Raw genomic sequence first — 16,618 nt, 5'->3', positions numbered from 1 at the left:
TTATTATCTTCCTTAGATAATTGATTACTACTATGTTTATTTATTTTCGAACCAAAGATCGAAGCAAACCAAAGACCAGCTGCGTTCTCAACAGCTGGTCTTTGGTTTCAATGAAATTTACAAAATGGAGCGCCATGTGAAGGAGGTGAAAAGAGGAACTGATTCCTTCTCAAAATAAAAGTTCTCACCTCCTATGGATAAAGGAAACTTCCATCAGTGGGGCTCTTACTGCCTGTTAATGCGGGATAAACGGTGTTAGTCGCCTCTTCTAATAACTACACAATCTTTTTTGGGGCCTTCCCGATGCTGTTAGTTGAATAGAGACTTTCCCAAAGCTCGTTCATTTTGCTTCTGCCACTATCAATCTCAGGATTAAATTGGATTGCGGCTTGCCTGCGGACAGCGCGGACATTTTGTATAGCTTGTTGCAGCTGCTGATCCATTGTGTCCAACCTTTTTCCGGCATGTTTGGCAATGGATAGGCCTGCAATAGTTCCTTGGGCCATAGCAATTTTGCCGCTTTCGATACCGGTGATATTACCAGCTACAAATAGTCCGGCAAGAGGGGTTTCCATCGTTTCTGAATGATGGGGCACATGACCGCCGAGTTCAGGGATGTATTGGAACGGGCAGCCAGCGACAGCGGCAAGCTCTGCCAGCGGATACAAGCCGCCTGCTATACAGACAAAATCTGCTTCGTAAATTGTTTCAGACCCGGCAACAATATTGCCATTAGCATCAATATCAGCGACGCGAACTCCTTCGACCTGATCGTTCCCGACAATTTCGAGCGCTGCTTTACGAAGCTGGAGAGAGGTACCGTTCACTTTTATGCCATTTTTCGGATAAAAGTTTAAACCGATTTTTCTGATCCAGTCATTTTTCATGAAACGGCCCCCGATACGTAATAGCGGCGATGGGGCAAGATGAGCAGCGTTTAAGAGCGATTCCATAACCTCCCCAGGTTCACCCGCTTTTTGGCTAAGAGCACTCTTTTCTGGAAGTACAATCCGATCAACCGTTATTCCAGCTAATTGTAACTCATTTAAAATAGCAAATGCTAAAATATTGGCTCCGATAATGATCCCTTTTTTGCCAACTTGGACACGGTGAACATTCGTCATTACTTGAGCTGCACCGACCGACATGACACCAGGAAGGGTCCAGCCGGGCAGTGGGATAGGGTACTCGGCGGCTCCGGTGGCCACTAGTACAAATGGTGCTGTTAGCGTACCTAAGTTCGTATGCACATTCCACAGGTGATCTTCTTTTTCTAAGTTGTAAACGGATACACCGAAACGGATATCGACTGATAATTTTTTCGCTTCTTGATGAAGGCGTTCTGATTCTTTCATTCCATTCCACCATTCACCAGAAGGTTCTTGATGAAGTTGTCCGAGCAATCTGCCGCCTGGCTTTATAAATTCATCAATGACGGTCACTTTGAGACCGAAGCCTGCACAGGCAATCGCTCCTGCTAGTCCAGCTGGGCCTCCTCCAATCACAATTACATCCATCATCGCTTTTCCACCATCCTTCTGACAATATTCGGATGCTGTTTGCCGCTTTCAACGATCATATCTTTTTCTACAACCGTTAAGCAGGCTCTTACGTTTGCTTGATCATTGACAGTGACACGGCACTCTAAGCAGTGGCCGATGTTGCAATAGATACCTCTAGGTGTCCCGCTATCTTCGTGAACACGCAGTTTTCTTATTCCATTTGCCAAAAGAGCCGCAGCAATCGTTTCATTTTCATACGCTTCATATTTAACTCCATCAAATTGAAAGGAAATACGTTCTCTATTATCTAAGTCCCCTAAAATAGGATGCTCCATTATTCGAGTCATTGATTTTCACCTACCGTTCCAAATGTCACCGGCCGAATGGGGGGCTGGTATTTTAACGGGATTTCACCAGGTGATACATTAGGGATGACACTTTCAATAATCCTGTCTAATGTCAGCCTGCATGTGCGGCCTCCACAAAAGCCCATTCCGGCCCTCGTTCTTAATTTTAGCTCTCTTGCTGTGCATTTATGTTCATCTGCTGTTGACTGAAGTTGCCCGTAAGTAACTTCTTCACAACGGCAAATAATCATGCTCTCTTTGTTAGCCATTTGAATTCCTCCTCCATGTTCTTTTATAGAAGTTGTTCAAAAAGTCCGGGAAAAATGACTGTCGAATTTCGGCGTCAGCTTGCTTTTCCGCTACTCACGTATTAACTTCATACGCTCCGTTGCTCAAAGCGGCGCTTCCTTGAACTTCTCGGTCCTTTTTGTCCTCCTTTTTGAACACACGCTTATAAAAATATTATGCAAAAAACGTGCCAACTTAGAGGAGGAAGAGGATTATTTTAAGCCAAGGCGCTTCAAGCGGTTGTATAAAGTGGTTCTTGTGACGCCAAGTTGTTTCGCGCATTCTAATTTATTTCCATCTAAAATCTGTAACGCTCTTTCAATTACTTTTTTCTCGTGTTGATCCATTTCTTCTTGCAGCGGTAAAATGGTGAAATCCCTTTCTTCAAGTACATTAGGTATAATCTTTAGGATGTTGTCATCGCTGATACTGTTTGGAATAAAGGGCAAATAGTCTTTTTTTATTACACCGTCTGTCGCGAATACGACAAGCCGTTCAACGATATTGCGAAGTTCGCGAATATTGCCGGGCCAATCATACCGAAGCAGTTCATGTATGACTTCTGGAGATAATTCATGAATCGGCCGCCGGTAGCTCGATGAAAAATCATTTAAAAAATGATGAGTTAATTCAATAATATCTTCTTTTCGCTCTCTTAAAGGAGGGATATGTAAACTGACTACGTTCAAGCGATAATATAAATCTTCACGAAACTTCCCTTCTTTTATTAGCTCTTGTAAATCACGATTTGTGGCAGCGATAATACGAAAGTCGATATTAATTTCTTTCTCTCCGCCGACACGATAATATTTTCGCTCCTGCAGTACGCGCAGAAGCTTTACCTGCATGTCGAGCGGCATTTCGCCTACTTCATCAAGAAATAATGTACCTCCTCTTGCCAGTTCTATTTTTCCCTTTTTTCCTTTACTGTCAGCACCAGAGAAAGCCCCTCGCTCATATCCGAATAATTCACTTTCAAATAAAGAAGCCGGTATCGCACCGCAGTTAATTGAAATAAATGGTGCGTCTAGTTTTTCACTCGCTTCATGAATAGCTTTAGCAAATACTTCTTTTCCGACACCGCTTTCGCCCAATATAAGAACTGTTGATTTAACAGAACATACTTTTCTAGCTAAATGCATGGTTCTTTGTAGGGAAGCACTCTTTCCTTTAATGGAATTAAAGGGATCAGATGAGTCCTTATACTTTGCTACTTCTTGTTCTAAACGGTGTACTTCGCTGGACATATTAAATAATTTTTCATTAAGCACGACTTGATTCGTGACATCTGTTTCTGAAACGACTGCACCGATAATCTGGCCATTAAAATAAACCGGGCTAGAGTTAATTAAGACAAATAAATCAGATCGAGCCTGATGGTGCTGGCCTACAATGCTTTTCCCTTCATGCAGTGATTGCAAGATTTCTAGTTTTTGATAGTCAAAAAAATCGGTAATCGGCCGGCCAATTATATCTGGATGGTTGACTGAGAAAATTTTTTCTGCGCCTTTTGTCCATGTGCAAACGTGCTCGTTATTGTCTATGACCGTGACTGAGGCATCTATTGTTTGGGTGACAGTTTCATAAAATGCCTTTAATTGATTGTAAGAGTTATAAAGAAAACTAATCATTTGTGCGGCTGTTATACAGCCTGCAGGATTTTTGTTTGTATCAAGAACAACAGCTGCGGAATGGTGATTAAACGCCTGAATCAAGGTGAAGAATGAATCCTCCTCATATATGACCTTGCATGGAAGCTCAGGTGTTTTGGCTGTTGAACGATAATAAAATTCATCGTTTTTCTGTTCAATGTGATATTTATCGAACGGTGTATCTACTAGAAGCTGTTTGATAATTTCTTTCACTGACGGTAATGAGAATGCCATGATACCCTCCCAGACTGTAAAAAATTATTAACACTGTAAAGAAAATTGTACACTTTTTCGTGAAGAATTCAAAAAATTTTTACAATTTATTTTACCTCACACTAAAGAAAAGTAAAACTTTTACTTCTAGAAATCGAGGGAGCTAATTAGGGGAACTATCCATAAATGCCTAATAATAGAAAAGTGATTAAAAAACGCCTGGTCCTCTAAAGGTTATCGTTTTTCCTTTGTGTAATTGCCTTTACTTCCAAAGCCTTCTTGTTCGTTTCAGCGTCTCGGCCACCTGGACTTAACCATTAGTGGGGATGAAATGATGCCCCATTTTGGAAGTTTTACTTTAGTTGGCACACTAATTGCAATATTAGAAGATGAAGCCATTTCACCAAGGGGGGAATGTTATGTGAAGCACTGTGACGTTTTAGTCATTGGCGGGGGAATTATTGGCTGTTCGATTGCCTATTATGCTTCTAAATACGGAAGAGGCGTAACGATTATTGAAAAAGGGGAATTTGTCAGTGGCACGTCTTCACGATGTGACGGAAATATTTTGGCGATTGATAAAGACCCGGGTTTTGACAGTCAGATGTCGTTGTTTAGTCAAAATTTAGTAGATCAATTAAGCAGGGACTTGGAGCATTCTTTTGAATATCGAGCTCCGGGAAGCATCCTTGTTTGTGAGTCGGATGAGGAGATGGAAGCGGCACAGAAATGGGTCGACCGTCAAAAAGCGGCGGGGTTACCATTTAGAATGCTTGACCGGCAGGATATCCGTCAGGAGTCTCCCTTTTTTGCAGATGACTTATTAGGCGGTTTGGAATGTGCCACTGATTCCACGGTCAATCCTTATCTCCTAGCTTTTTCACTTTTGGAGGAAGCAAAAAAACTAGGAACTAAGGCTTTCAAGCATACAGAAGTGAAACAAATGAAAAAAGAAAAAAGTGGTTCATTTACTGTAGAAACGACAAACGGGATTTTTACTGCGGATCATGTCGTCAATGCAGCTGGAGTATGGGCGCCTCGAATAGGAGAAATGCTTAATCTTTCAATACCAATTGAACCGAGAAAAGGGCATATTATCGTTGCCTCAAGGCAGCAGCATGTGGGCTCTCGAAAAGTAATGGAGTTTGGTTACTTAATTTCCAAGTTTGGTGGAAAGCGCCGCGTCGATCCGCTAACTGAAAAATACGGAGTAGCTCTTGTCTTTGAACCAACGGAAAGTCAAAATTTTTTAATCGGAAGCAGCAGGGAGTTTGTTGGCTTCAATACGAAAGTAAACAATGAAATCATTAAATGTATCGCTAACCGGGCAATCCGCTTTTATCCGAGAATGGCCGATATGATGGTGATTCGTTCGTATGCAGGATTGCGACCGTGGACGGAAGACCATTTGCCAATCGTTTCACGGGTGGATAAACTTCCAAACTATTATATTGCGGCTGGTCATGAAGGTGACGGGATCAGCCTCGCAGCCGTAACAGGGAAAATAGTAGAAGAACTCATTAATGAAAAAGAAACGTCTATTCCCATTGAACCGCTTAGTTTTAGCCGTTTTAAAGAAAGGGTGTTGAGCAGATGAGGGCACAAAGAGTCTTTACGACCATTGATACACACACAGGCGGGAATCCAACGAGAACGCTGATTAGCGGTCTCCCAAAACTCGTTGGAGAAACCATGTCAGAAAAAATGCTTCATATGAAAAAGGAGTATGACTGGATCCGCAAGCTTTTAATGAACGAACCGCGTGGTCATGATGTCATGTCTGGTGCTTTGTTAACAGATCCGTGCCATCCTGAAGCGGATATCGGCGTAATTTACATAGAGACGGGTGGATATTTGCCGATGTGCGGACATGACACCATTGGGGTCTGTACTGCTCTAGTTGAATCAGGATTGATTCCCATTCAGGAGCCGATTACTTCATTAAAATTGGATACACCTGCTGGACTCGTCGAAGTGGATATTTTTGTAGAAAATGGAAAAGCGAAAGAAGTATCTTTTTGCAATATCCCAGCGTTTCTCTTAAAAAGTGTTTCCGTTGATGTCGAGGGAATTGGGCGTGTAGATGCTGACATTGCGTATGGCGGCAATTTTTACGCAATCATAGACGCTAAATCGGTTGGATTGGATTTAATTCCAGAGAATGCTTCCAACATAATTGAAAAAGCGATTCACATCAGAAATACCATTAATGAAAAAACTGAAATCGTTCATCCGCAATATCCATTTATTCGAGGGTTAACTCATGTTGAGTTTTTTACTGAACCGACCCATAAAGAAGCAGATGTGAAAAATACAGTTATTGTTCCTCCAGGAGGAATCGACCGCTCTCCATGTGGAACGGGTACTTCTGCCAAATTAGCAGTACTATATGCTAATCAAGAAATTTCAATTGGAGAAGAATTTGTTCATGAAAGCATTGTCGGTTCTCTATTCAGAGGACGCGTGCTGGAAACAACGGATGTAGAAGGCGTCGAGGCTGTAGTAACTAAAATTACGGGATCAGCTTGGCTGATGGGGATGCATCGGTTCTTCTACCACGAAGAAGATCCGCTTAAAGAAGGGTTTCTGCTTATTCCCCCGATGGAGCATGAAACGGAGGACGTAAAATGAAAATTCAAAAGATATATTCAACAACGGATGTACACGTAGCAGGTGAGGCGTTCCGTATTATCAAAGATGTTCCATTCATTCATTATCAAAACTTGGAACAGTTAAATGAGCAGTTTCCGCATGTGTTTGCAGAAGAGATTAATCTTTTATTGAATGAACCGCGCGGGTTTGCAGGCTTAAATGGCTGTTTGGTTGTTCCGCCGATTAGTCAGGAAGCAGATGCGGCAGTGTTATTTTTCAATCATGAAGGGACGGTTCCTCTTCATTACGGCGGCATCGTTGCTGTGATGACAGCTTTACTAGAATGCGGCCAGTTACAGCCGAGGGCATCAAGTGAATACAAAGTCGAAACAGTCAGTGGTTTGATTTCGGTTACCGCTATTATGGAGAAGGAAGAAGTAGTTTCAGTGGTGCTAGAAAGTGAACCGTGTCAATTAGTCCAAACAAACGTCACATTGTCTCATCCGCATTTAAATACACCGTTCTCTCTCGTACAAGCGGATCAATTATATGCAGTGTTTGAAAAATGCAAAATTTCTGCAGAGATTCGTGTTGAGGAACTTTCTGAATTGAAGAGATGGGGGCAAACAGTGCTTCACGCTCTCAAGCCCGCACTTCCTGTAAAAGGTGCCATTTTAATGGATGATTCTCATCTAGAAGAGGGCCGAATGAAAACGGTCACTTTCCGTGAGGACCAGTATATTGTTCGTTCCCCTGGCTTTGGATCGACGATGGCATGTTATGCAAGCTTACTTTCTAAAGGTGAATTGCACATGGAACCGCCATTCATAAATGAAAGTATTTTTGACAGCAGTTTGACAGTACAAGCAGTCAAACAAACAGAGAGTGGATACCAGTTCACTGTGGCAAGCCGCGGCTTCATTACAGGAATGCAGACATTTGTATTAGATCCGACAGATCCTTTGTCTGCTGGGTTCTTATTAAAGTAATTGATTGTAGCTGTTTACCTATATTTATACATTACTAGTGATAGTAAAAAACAATCCTATAAAAAAGAGTAATATCTCTTTAAAATATATTGAAAATTCAAAAAATATCAAGGGGGAAATAAAAATGAAAACAATTAAAGGGGCTTATCCAGTATTAATTACACCGATGAATGAGGCACAGGAGATTGATTGGGGCGGTGTGAAAAATAATGTAAACTACTTCGTGGATCAAGGAGTCGCAGGTATTGTGATCAATGGAAGTACTGGAGAGTTTGTAAGTCTATCAAAAGAAGAAAAATTCCAAATGGTTGAAGTCGTAACGAAAGAAGTAAACGGCCGTATTCCTGTTATTGTTGGAACATCTGCAGAAACAACGAAAGAAACCATTGAATATACGAAGCAGGCGGAAGCACATGATGCGGATTGTGCTCTAATCATTAACCCTTATTACATGAAGCCGAAGGAAAATGAAATCTACCATCATTTCAAAGAAGTATCTAGTGCTGTTAATCTGCCAATCATGCTTTATAACAACCCATTTACTTCTGGCGTTAATATGAGCACAGATTTAATGATTCAGATTGGTAAGGATTGTGAAAATGTGACTCACATTAAGGAATCAAGCGGTGAAATTGGCAAGGTAAGAGATCTTGCAAGGAAAGGCAAAGGAGATTTTGAAGTATTCTGCGGCGCTGAAGAGCTTGTAATGGAGTCTTACTTAGTTGGAGCAACTGGATGGATTTCTGTTGCAGGAAATATCGTTCCAAAGCTTGTTACAGACATGTATAACCATTTCCAAAACGGTGAGTTAAAAGAAGCATGGGCAATCAATGATCGTATTTTACCGCTTTGTGCGTTTCTTGAAGGATCTGGAAAATATGTACAAATTGTGAAGAGAGCCATGGAATTAACTGGCCAAGCTGGAGGCCCTGCGCGTTACCCTCGTTTAGGTCTATCACCTGAGGAAGATCAAAAGCTAAAAGACCTTCTTGCAAGTTTAGAAACAGTAAATAACTAAAATAGTGAAGGAGAGAGAACATGCAAGCGACAAATTACACATTGAAACCAAAAGTGCAGGAATTTTTAGAAGGTGTAAAAGGACTATATATAAATGGTGAATATGTTCCATCGATTGGAGGTAAAACGTTTTTCGTCGTTAATCCTGCAAATGAAGAGGTCATTGCGGAAGTAAGTGAAGCGCAAGAGGAAGATATTAACGTTGCAGTAGCTGCTGCAAGAAAGGCATTTGATGAGGGTGAATGGACAAAAATAGATGCCGCTGACCGCTCTCAACTAATCTATAAATTTGCAGATCTCTTAGAAGAGAACCGTGAAGAACTTGCACAGCTAGAATCATTGGATAATGGAAAACCATATAAAGTCGCTCTGGCAGATGATATCGATGGAACCATTCAGCATTTCAGGTATTATGCAGGTTGGGCGACGAAACTATTAGGTAAGACAACTCCTATTTCAAAGGATTATGTAACCTATACTGTACATGAGCCAGTTGGGGTTGTAGGCCAAATTATTCCATGGAACTTCCCGCTTGCCATGGCTGCTTGGAAGCTCGGATCCGCACTTGCTGTTGGTTGTACGGTTGTTATTAAGCCGGCAAGTGAAACACCGCTATCTCTTCTATACGTAGGAAAGTTGTTTAAAGAAGCTGGTTTTCCAGACGGTGTTGTGAATATTGTGCCAGGATCGGGCAGGATTGCGGGAGAAGCAATCATCACGCATAAAGATGTCGATAAGGTAGCCTTCACTGGATCAACAGCTGTTGGAAAAGAAGTAATGAAAAAAGCTGCAGATCAAATTAAAGGTGTTACGCTAGAGCTTGGCGGAAAATCGCCAGCCATTATTTTAGAAGATGCTAATCTTGAACTAGCAATTGAAGGGGCATTTAACGGAACGATGTACAATCATGGGCAAAACTGCAGTGCTTGCACACGTGTATTTGTACAGCGAAAGCAATATGAACGTGTCGTTGAAGCTTTAGCAGAGCGAGCGAACGCAATGAAGCTAGGACCAGGAATGGATCCTGAAACGGAAATGGGGCCACTCGTTTCAGCTAAACAGCAACAAACTGTTCTTAATTATATTGAACAAGGGAAAAAAGAAGGGGCGCGCCTTGTGGCTGGTGGCGAAAAAGTATTTGAAAAAGGATATTTTGTACAGCCAACCATTTTCGCTGATGTAGAAGATCATATGGTTATTGCTTGTGAAGAAATCTTTGGTCCAGTCATGTCAATTTTCGTTTTCGACACGATTGAAGAGGTAATTAAACGGGCAAACGATAGTGACTATGGCTTAGCTGCAAGTATCTGGACAGAAAGTATGAAAAAGGGCCATTACATTGCAAGCAAGCTGCAATCAGGTACAGTCTGGATTAATGATTTTGGTCTTGAATGGGAAACAATGCCTTTCGGTGGCTACAAACAATCAGGAATCGGCCGCGAAATGGGTGGAGAGTATGGATTACAAAACTATACGGAAGTGAAAAGTGTATTTGTTAACATCAAGCAGGATGAGTTATTATAAGGAACAATGGGACAACCCCCGTGTACCAATCGGATGAGAGCGGGACAGCGGGTCTGTCCCATATCCCATTCCACACATAAGCATTTGGAGGTTACAAACAATCCGGGATTGGACGAGAAATGGGCTCCTAAGCACTCGACAACTACACAGAAGTGAAGAGCGTTTGGGTAAACTTGAAATAAAACTATATATATCCATCTAGAACATTCGACATGATCAAAGAGCAACCATGTCAAATGTTCTAGACCTAAGCGGCTGACACCCCCCTTGCGGGGTTGGCGCCATCCGCATAGGTGAACCCTTGTGAGCTTAATCGAGATGAAAGAACAGAAAAGCGCAGATAGGGTAAGGATCCATAACAAATATCGAAAAAATTAAGTAATGCTTATATATTTGATTTAGAAGATTTATGAATATAAAAAATGACAGAGAGGTTCTGGGACTGAAAATAAAATCGTCCTCTAAGCAGCATCTACAATTTTCGCAACAAATGGAAGCGCTATCAAATGACACTGTAAGGCTTGGTCATAAAAGAAAAATAGTACTAAGGGAGTATTATAATGATTTGGACTAATATTCCTGCATGTTAAAGGGGTTTTAAAGAGTTTAGTTTTCTCTTAATAAGGTAAGTATAAGCTTTCTTTGGGGGGATTAGATGGAGAAATTAGTAGAATGGTTAGTTGGACAAGTATGGAGTATCGGATTGGTTATCTTTGCCCTGGGAGCAGGGGTATTTTTCTCGATTGTCACTCGGTTTTTACAAATACGATATTTTAAAGAAATGATTAAATTGCTTTTCGAAAGTAAGAGTTCAGATTCAGGAGTATCATCTTTCCAGGCTTTTTGTATGGCTCTGGCAGGACGTGTGGGAATTGGGAATATAGCGGGTGTGGCTACGGCTATTGCCTTTGGAGGCCCAGGGGCGGTTTTCTGGATGTGGGTAATGGCCATATTAGGAGGAGCCAGTGCCTTTGTAGAATCTACTCTTGCCCAAGTGTATAAAAGTAAAGTGGGAAATGAATACAGGGGAGGGACACCTTACTTTATCGAAAAAGGATTAAAGATTAAGTGGTTCGCTACGTTAGTCGCGATTGTTGTTACCATTTCCTATGGACTATTATTGCCTGGTATACAATCGAACACGATTGCAGTCGGGTTTGAAAATACATCTGGCCTAAATAAGGGCATCACTGGAGTTTTATTAGTTGTCTTGCTTACCATGATTATTTTTGGCGGTGTAAAGCGAATTGCCAATGTCGCAGAAAAAATCGTTCCTTTTATGGCATTAGGATATGTGGTCGTTACATTCATCGTTTTATTTGCGAATATGACGGAAGTTCCTGCTATGTTCTCTCTTATTTTCTCAAGCGCATTCGGTGTGAATGAGGCCTTCGGGGGAATTGTCGGTGCAGCGATTGCCTGGGGGGTCAAGAGAGCGGTATTTTCAAACGTTGCTGGTGCTGGTGAAGGAACATATAGTTCGGCTGCAGCAGAAGTTTCTCATCCTGCCAAGCAAGGATTAGTCCAAGCTTTTTCAGTCTATATCGATACCATAGTTGTATGTACGGCCACAGCTCTCATGATTCTTGTAACGGGCATGTATAGCGTCACCCCAGAAGGAAAAGAACCAATTGTTGAAACAATGAAAAATATTGAAGCTGGACCTATCTATACACAGGAAGCAGTAGAAACCGTTTTACCGGGATTCGGTTCGATATTTGTTTCTATAGCCATTTTCTTCTTTGCATTTACCACCTTACTAGCCTATTACTATATTGCCGAAACGACTCTTGTTTATCTTGATAGAAAACTAAAGTTGCAATGGTTGAAAACAGTCCTGAAAATTGTATTTTTAGTAATGGTTTATATTGGAAGCGTCGAGTCGGCATCTTTATTATGGGCTCTAGGGGATTTGGGTATAGGAAGTATGGCTTGGCTTAATCTTGTTGCGATTTTACTTCTGACAAAACCGACCTTAAAAGTATTAAAGGATTATGAAAGCCAGAAAAAAGCAGGGAAAGACCCGATTTTCAATCCAAGCACAGTAGGCATAACCGGAGCTGATTTCTGGGAAGAAAAATGCAGAGAGACCGAAAGTGGTGCTTCTAAAGATAAAGTATCTATCAGTTAAGGTACAAAATTTGGTTTTGGTGAAAAAATTTCAAGATAATTTTAAGCTTTAAACCTTGGACATTATGATGCTGCTAAACTAAAAAGCTCCGTTAACTTAATAAGTAAAAGTGTTTCAATAGGGTACAAGCTAAAGTAAATTAATACCTTGAAACTGAAAAAGCGCTATCCTTTTTGTGTGTTAATCAGAAAGGATAGCGTATTTCTATGAATCTATCCATTTCAGAGGAACTCCCATTAATAAAGCTTGACCTTTGTGTAGCACAAAGATTTATATTCTATGTATCTCTCTACATAGAAAGGAAATTGAATATGGAATTATGGTTTAAGGAAAAACAAACCGAGTCTTTTGGTATTACAGCAAGAGTTAATAAAAGCCTCCATTCCGAGAAAACAGAGTATCAACAGTTGGACATGATTCAAACCGAAGAATTCGGCAATATGCTTCTACTTGACGGAATGGTTATGACCACGGAAAAGGATGAATTTGTCTATCATGAGATGATTGTTCATGTGCCATTATTTACTCATCCAAATCCACAAAAGGTGCTCGTTGTTGGTGGCGGTGATGGAGGAACGATTCGAGAGGTATTGAAACACCCAAGTGTTACCAATGTTGTTCAAGTTGAAATCGATGGGAAAGTAGTGGAGTATTCAAAGCAGCATTTACCCAATATCGCCTCTGAGTACAGCAACCCGCGCGTAGAGCTTATTATAGGTGATGGCTTTATGCATATTCTAAATAGTGAAGATGAATATGACGTCATTTTAGTCGATTCCACCGAGCCTGTAGGACCAGCTGCCAATTTATTTACGAAAGGCTTTTACGCGGGAATATCGAAGGCATTAAAGGAAAACGGCATTTTTGTGGCTCAGACGGATAATCCTTGGTTTAAAGGCGATCTGATACGAGATGCGATTCATGATACGAAAGAGATTTTCCCGATTGCTCGTCTTTATACTTGTAATATTCCAACATATCCGAGCGGGCTGTGGACATTTACGCTTGGAGCAAAGACGCATGATCCATTAGATGTAAATGTTTCTCGTTTCTTCGATCTTGACACAAAGTATTACACACCTGAATTACATAAAGCATCTTTTGTTCTCCCTAAATTTGTTCAGAATTTGTGTAAATAGTATTTTAGGATAAAAACGATTTGGTTGTGGATTCTCAAACAATAGAGATGAGCCAGAATCTAGATCAACAGTTGAATAAATCAGAATATAAACGTTAACAAGCCTCTTGACATTTTGATTTTTGGTGATTATTCTGAATATAACGAAAATGAATATGAGCGGATGACGGTTGTGGGAGAGTGCAATGCGACAAGCCACCGAAGGAGCAAGTTCCAAAAAGACCCTTGGAACAAATCTCTCAGGTAGAAGGAACCACAATGGGACGCACCTCTGGAGAGCGCGTATACAGTAGTACGCCACCAAAGGGGAAGGCTCTATGAATAATGGAGTTAAACTCTCAGGTAAAAGGACAGAGAAGGGTAGAGAACGCTACGCTACCCTTTTTCTGTCCTTTTTTGCGTGCAAAAAAAGGTAGTAAAGCGTCTTTTCTCCCTACAGCTTTCTTAGAAAAAAGGTCTGTAGTGAGAAAGAGATTTAGCATCTCCAGCTATGCTAATCTTCAAACTATTGTTTGATCCAACAAAAGGAAGTCTGAACAAAGTTAAGAGGAGGGTATGAATGAGTTTACAAAAAAATGATCTGACCATTTTTGAAGCAATCGAGAAAGAGAAGCAGCGCCAACATCAAACACTGGAGTTAATCGCATCAGAAAACTTTGTAAGCCAGGACGTATTAGAAGCAATGGGAAGCGTGATGACCAATAAATATGCAGAAGGTTATCCAGAGAAGCGTTACTATGGCGGATGTGAATTTGTTGATGTAGCAGAACAAGTAGCTATCGATCGCCTAACGAAGCTGTTTGGTGCCAAATATGCCAATGTTCAACCTCATTCAGGTGCACAAGCAAATCTCGCTGTTTTTTACGCACTGCTCCAACCAGGTGATAAAGTGATGGGAATGAACCTTTCGCATGGCGGCCACTTAACTCATGGAAGCCCTGTCAGCATTTCAGGAAAATGGTTTGAGATTGTGTCTTATGGCGTAAGGGAAGATACTCACTTGATTGACTATGATGAACTGGAAGCCATCGCGAAAAAAGAAAAGCCAAAATTGATGATTGCAGGAGCAAGCGCCTATCCAAGAACGATCGATTTTGCACGCTTTAAAGAAATTGCAGATCGAATTGGAGCCAAATTCATGGTAGACATGGCTCACATTGCAGGACTTGTAGCAGCGGGGCTCCATCCATCACCAATCCCCTATGCAGATGTGGTGACAAGCACTACTCATAAAACATTGAGAGGACCGCGAGGCGGTATCATTTTAACAAACGATGAAGAGATGATGAAAGCTATTAATAAAGCCGTATTCCCGGGAATTCAAGGCGGACCGTTGATGCACATCATTGCAGCCAAAGCAGTTTCTTTCCAAGAAGCATTACAGCCAAGCTTCAAGGTCTACGCCAAACAAATTATCGAAAATGCAGCGACACTTGGCGAAACATTAAAAAAAGAAGGAGCAGCTCTTGTCTCTGGCGGAACTGATAATCATATTGTCCTTTTAGACGTACGTCCGTGGAACTTAACAGGAAAAGAGGCAGAAAGATTACTAGAAGAAGCTGGCATTACCGTCAATAAAAACACCATTCCATTTGATCCTCAAAGCCCGTTTGTTACAAGCGGCATCCGCATGGGAACAGCAGCATTAACAACACGCGGGATGAAAAAGGAAGAAATGATGCAGATCGCGAAAGTCATCGCAGCTGTTTTAAAGAGCAAAGGGGAGCCGCGCGTTCTCGAACAAGCAAAAGAGACGACAAAAGCGATTTGTGATGGGTATCCATTATTTCAACAGCCAATCACTGTGTAAGGAAGGAGCCTCATGATGGAATTTCAAAGTTGTTTTGACATTATCGGTCCGATTATGGTAGGACCATCCAGTTCTCATACAGCGGGTGTTGTATCAATCGGGAAGTTCATTCATGAATTGGTAGGCGGGTGCCCGGAAGAAGCAACGATTATTTTCTATGATTCTTTTTCCGAAACACATCAAGGTCATGGGACAGATAAAGCCCTTCTTGGCGGATTGCTTGGAATGGATACAGATGATTCACGGATTAAACATTCGATCCAGCTGACCGCACAATATGGGATGGCCTATGAATTTCAGCTTGAAGATAGTTGTCCATATTTTGAACATCCGAACACAACGGTTGTTACGGTGAAACGCGGGGAATGTGCGGCAAAAGTAGGCGGTGCCTCACTTGGCGGTGGTTTATCTAAAATCTTTATGATTGATGAAGAGATGGTAGATATTCGTCTAAGCGCTGGCGATGACTTTGCAGCCCTTGCGAATCGTTATCAGCCTAGAAGGAAATTAATTGCGGGGGCCGTATGATGGAAATTCAGTCCATGAAAGAGCTTATTCAGGCTTGTGAGAGTGAACGAAAAACAATTGGTGAAATGATGCTGATGGTGGAAGCGAAAAAATCAGGAAGAGATGAAGAAACCATTATCGGTATGATGGAAGAGCGATTGATCAAAATGAAAGAAGCCGTTGATAGCGGGATAAAAGATGACTCCACTGCACCAAGCGGCATTTCCGGCGGCGATGCCGTGAAAATGTATGACTACATCAATCAAAGTAAAGCGCTTTCAGGTGATTATATAAGCAATGCGATGACTTTCTCATTAGCCACATCTGAAAGCAATGCGCGAATGGGTGTCATTGTGGCTACTCCAACAGCTGGAGCGGCCGGCATTTTACCCGGAGTATTGTTCTCTCTTCGCAAAAATGACGGCACTTCCCATAAAGAGTTAGTCATGGGTTTGTTTACGGCCAGTATGCTTGGTTATGTGATTGCGAACCGTTCCTTTATTTCAGGAGCGGCGGGAGGATGCCAGGCGGAGGTTGGTTCAGCAACCGCCATGGCAGCCGGGACAATCGTTGAATTAAAAGGCGGAACCCCAAAACAAGCAGTAAATGCGACAGCTATCGCTCTGAAATCCCTATTAGGCTTAGTATGTGATCCGGTCGCAGGGCTTGTTGAAGTGCCTTGCATTAAGCGAAATGTTATTGGCACATCGATTGCCTTTTCAGCTGCCGATTTAGCCCTTGCCGGTATAGAAAGTCGCATTCCATGTGATGAAGTTATTGAAGCGATGTATAAGGTCGGAAAAGAAATGCCGCGGACACTAAGGGAAACCGCACTTGGAGGTCTTGCGATGACCGAAACAGGTAAAAAGGTAAAAGAGCAGTTATTTCATAAGAAATCGTAATCGGAG

At 41.6% G+C, this 16,618-nt stretch carries 14 protein-coding genes, 1 pseudogene and 1 riboswitch; of the genes and pseudogenes, 11 read left to right on the top strand and 4 right to left on the bottom strand.

Annotated features, from left to right (window positions below):
• Positions 1 to 275 precede the first annotated feature (275 nt).
• The 4 genes from BK575_RS12415 to BK575_RS12400 all read right to left on the bottom strand — a co-directional run bounded on the left by BK575_RS12415 (position 276) and on the right by BK575_RS12400 (position 4,023).
• Positions 276 to 1,520 carry an NAD(P)/FAD-dependent oxidoreductase gene (locus tag BK575_RS12415; protein WP_078410656.1) on the bottom strand — a complete coding sequence of 415 codons (1,245 nt, stop codon included), beginning with the start codon at positions 1,518 to 1,520 and terminating at the stop codon, positions 276 to 278.
• Positions 1,517 to 1,849 (bottom strand): (2Fe-2S)-binding protein, encoded by a 333-nt coding sequence (locus tag BK575_RS12410; RefSeq protein WP_078410655.1) that lies wholly within the window; start codon positions 1,847 to 1,849, stop codon positions 1,517 to 1,519. The genes BK575_RS12415 and BK575_RS12410 overlap by 4 nt, the downstream gene beginning before the upstream one ends.
• Positions 1,846 to 2,118 carry a (2Fe-2S)-binding protein gene (locus tag BK575_RS12405; protein WP_078410654.1) on the bottom strand — a complete coding sequence of 91 codons (273 nt, stop codon included), beginning with the start codon at positions 2,116 to 2,118 and terminating at the stop codon, positions 1,846 to 1,848. Before BK575_RS12405 ends, BK575_RS12410 begins: the two co-directional genes overlap by 4 nt.
• Positions 2,119 to 2,349: 231 nt before the next feature.
• Positions 2,350 to 4,023 carry a sigma-54 interaction domain-containing protein gene (locus BK575_RS12400; protein ID WP_078410653.1) on the bottom strand — a complete coding sequence of 558 codons (1,674 nt, stop codon included), beginning with the start codon at positions 4,021 to 4,023 and terminating at the stop codon, positions 2,350 to 2,352.
• 400 nt (positions 4,024 to 4,423) lie between these two features.
• Here BK575_RS12400 and BK575_RS12395 point away from each other — a divergent pair, with 400 nt between their 5' ends.
• The 11 genes and pseudogenes from BK575_RS12395 to sdaAA all read left to right on the top strand — a co-directional run bounded on the left by BK575_RS12395 (position 4,424) and on the right by sdaAA (position 16,612).
• The gene (locus BK575_RS12395) at positions 4,424 to 5,599 is read left to right on the top strand and encodes an NAD(P)/FAD-dependent oxidoreductase (protein WP_078414764.1); all 1,176 of its coding nucleotides are present in this window, start codon (positions 4,424 to 4,426) and stop codon (positions 5,597 to 5,599) included.
• Positions 5,596 to 6,633 carry a proline racemase family protein gene (locus BK575_RS12390; protein ID WP_078410652.1) on the top strand — a complete coding sequence of 346 codons (1,038 nt, stop codon included), beginning with the start codon at positions 5,596 to 5,598 and terminating at the stop codon, positions 6,631 to 6,633. Before BK575_RS12395 ends, BK575_RS12390 begins: the two co-directional genes overlap by 4 nt.
• Complete coding sequence (locus tag BK575_RS12385; RefSeq protein WP_078410651.1) at positions 6,630 to 7,583, top strand: proline racemase family protein; 954 nt, start codon at positions 6,630 to 6,632, stop codon at positions 7,581 to 7,583. The genes BK575_RS12390 and BK575_RS12385 overlap by 4 nt, the downstream gene beginning before the upstream one ends.
• Positions 7,584 to 7,707: 124 nt before the next feature.
• Positions 7,708 to 8,601 carry a 4-hydroxy-tetrahydrodipicolinate synthase gene (dapA, locus tag BK575_RS12380; protein WP_078410650.1) on the top strand — a complete coding sequence of 298 codons (894 nt, stop codon included), beginning with the start codon at positions 7,708 to 7,710 and terminating at the stop codon, positions 8,599 to 8,601.
• Between the two features lie 20 nt (positions 8,602 to 8,621).
• Complete coding sequence (locus tag BK575_RS12375; RefSeq protein ID WP_078410649.1) at positions 8,622 to 10,124, top strand: aldehyde dehydrogenase family protein; 1,503 nt, start codon at positions 8,622 to 8,624, stop codon at positions 10,122 to 10,124.
• Positions 10,125 to 10,207: 83 nt separating this feature from the next.
• Positions 10,208 to 10,306, top strand: a pseudogene (locus BK575_RS29590) (aldehyde dehydrogenase family protein); the annotation flags it as partial.
• A gap of 473 nt (positions 10,307 to 10,779) precedes the next feature.
• Positions 10,780 to 12,255: an alanine/glycine:cation symporter family protein gene (locus tag BK575_RS12370; RefSeq protein WP_078410648.1), complete on the top strand. Its 1,476-nt coding sequence runs from the start codon at positions 10,780 to 10,782 to the stop codon at positions 12,253 to 12,255.
• A 311-nt stretch (positions 12,256 to 12,566) separates the two neighbouring features.
• On the top strand, positions 12,567 to 13,394 hold the full coding sequence (gene speE / locus BK575_RS12365; protein WP_078410647.1) for a polyamine aminopropyltransferase: 828 nt from the start codon (positions 12,567 to 12,569) through the stop codon (positions 13,392 to 13,394).
• A gap of 260 nt (positions 13,395 to 13,654) precedes the next feature.
• A riboswitch (glycine riboswitch) is annotated at positions 13,655 to 13,757 on the top strand.
• Between the two features lie 195 nt (positions 13,758 to 13,952).
• Positions 13,953 to 15,203, top strand: coding sequence for a serine hydroxymethyltransferase (gene glyA / locus BK575_RS12360; RefSeq protein ID WP_078410646.1), 1,251 nt, complete (start codon positions 13,953 to 13,955; stop codon positions 15,201 to 15,203).
• Positions 15,204 to 15,215: 12 nt separating this feature from the next.
• Positions 15,216 to 15,731, top strand: coding sequence for a serine dehydratase beta chain (locus BK575_RS12355; RefSeq protein ID WP_235867377.1), 516 nt, complete (start codon positions 15,216 to 15,218; stop codon positions 15,729 to 15,731).
• Complete coding sequence (sdaAA, locus tag BK575_RS12350) at positions 15,731 to 16,612, top strand: L-serine ammonia-lyase, iron-sulfur-dependent, subunit alpha (RefSeq protein ID WP_078410645.1); 882 nt, start codon at positions 15,731 to 15,733, stop codon at positions 16,610 to 16,612. The genes BK575_RS12355 and sdaAA overlap by 1 nt, the downstream gene beginning before the upstream one ends.
• The last annotated feature ends 6 nt before the right edge of the window (positions 16,613 to 16,618 follow it).

It is taken from the genome of Priestia abyssalis, from assembly GCF_002019595.1.
GTDB lineage: Bacteria > Bacillota > Bacilli > Bacillales > Bacillaceae_H > Bacillus_BA > Bacillus_BA abyssalis.
This window is presented reverse-complemented; position numbering and strand designations above follow the sequence as displayed.

Coding starts and splice junctions, on each gene's coding strand:
- BK575_RS12415 (WP_078410656.1), bottom strand. CDS start 1,520: ATGATGGATGTAATTGTGATTGGAGGAGGCCCAGCTGGACTAGCAGGA.
- BK575_RS12410 (WP_078410655.1), bottom strand. CDS start 1,849: ATGACTCGAATAATGGAGCATCCTATTTTAGGGGACTTAGATAATAGA.
- BK575_RS12405 (WP_078410654.1), bottom strand. CDS start 2,118: ATGGCTAACAAAGAGAGCATGATTATTTGCCGTTGTGAAGAAGTTACT.
- BK575_RS12400 (WP_078410653.1), bottom strand. CDS start 4,023: ATGGCATTCTCATTACCGTCAGTGAAAGAAATTATCAAACAGCTTCTA.
- BK575_RS12390 (WP_078410652.1), top strand. CDS start 5,596: ATGAGGGCACAAAGAGTCTTTACGACCATTGATACACACACAGGCGGG.
- BK575_RS12385 (WP_078410651.1), top strand. CDS start 6,630: ATGAAAATTCAAAAGATATATTCAACAACGGATGTACACGTAGCAGGT.
- dapA (WP_078410650.1), top strand. CDS start 7,708: ATGAAAACAATTAAAGGGGCTTATCCAGTATTAATTACACCGATGAAT.
- BK575_RS12375 (WP_078410649.1), top strand. CDS start 8,622: ATGCAAGCGACAAATTACACATTGAAACCAAAAGTGCAGGAATTTTTA.
- BK575_RS12370 (WP_078410648.1), top strand. CDS start 10,780: ATGGAGAAATTAGTAGAATGGTTAGTTGGACAAGTATGGAGTATCGGA.
- speE (WP_078410647.1), top strand. CDS start 12,567: ATGGAATTATGGTTTAAGGAAAAACAAACCGAGTCTTTTGGTATTACA.
- glyA (WP_078410646.1), top strand. CDS start 13,953: ATGAGTTTACAAAAAAATGATCTGACCATTTTTGAAGCAATCGAGAAA.
- BK575_RS12355 (WP_235867377.1), top strand. CDS start 15,216: ATGATGGAATTTCAAAGTTGTTTTGACATTATCGGTCCGATTATGGTA.
- sdaAA (WP_078410645.1), top strand. CDS start 15,731: ATGGAAATTCAGTCCATGAAAGAGCTTATTCAGGCTTGTGAGAGTGAA.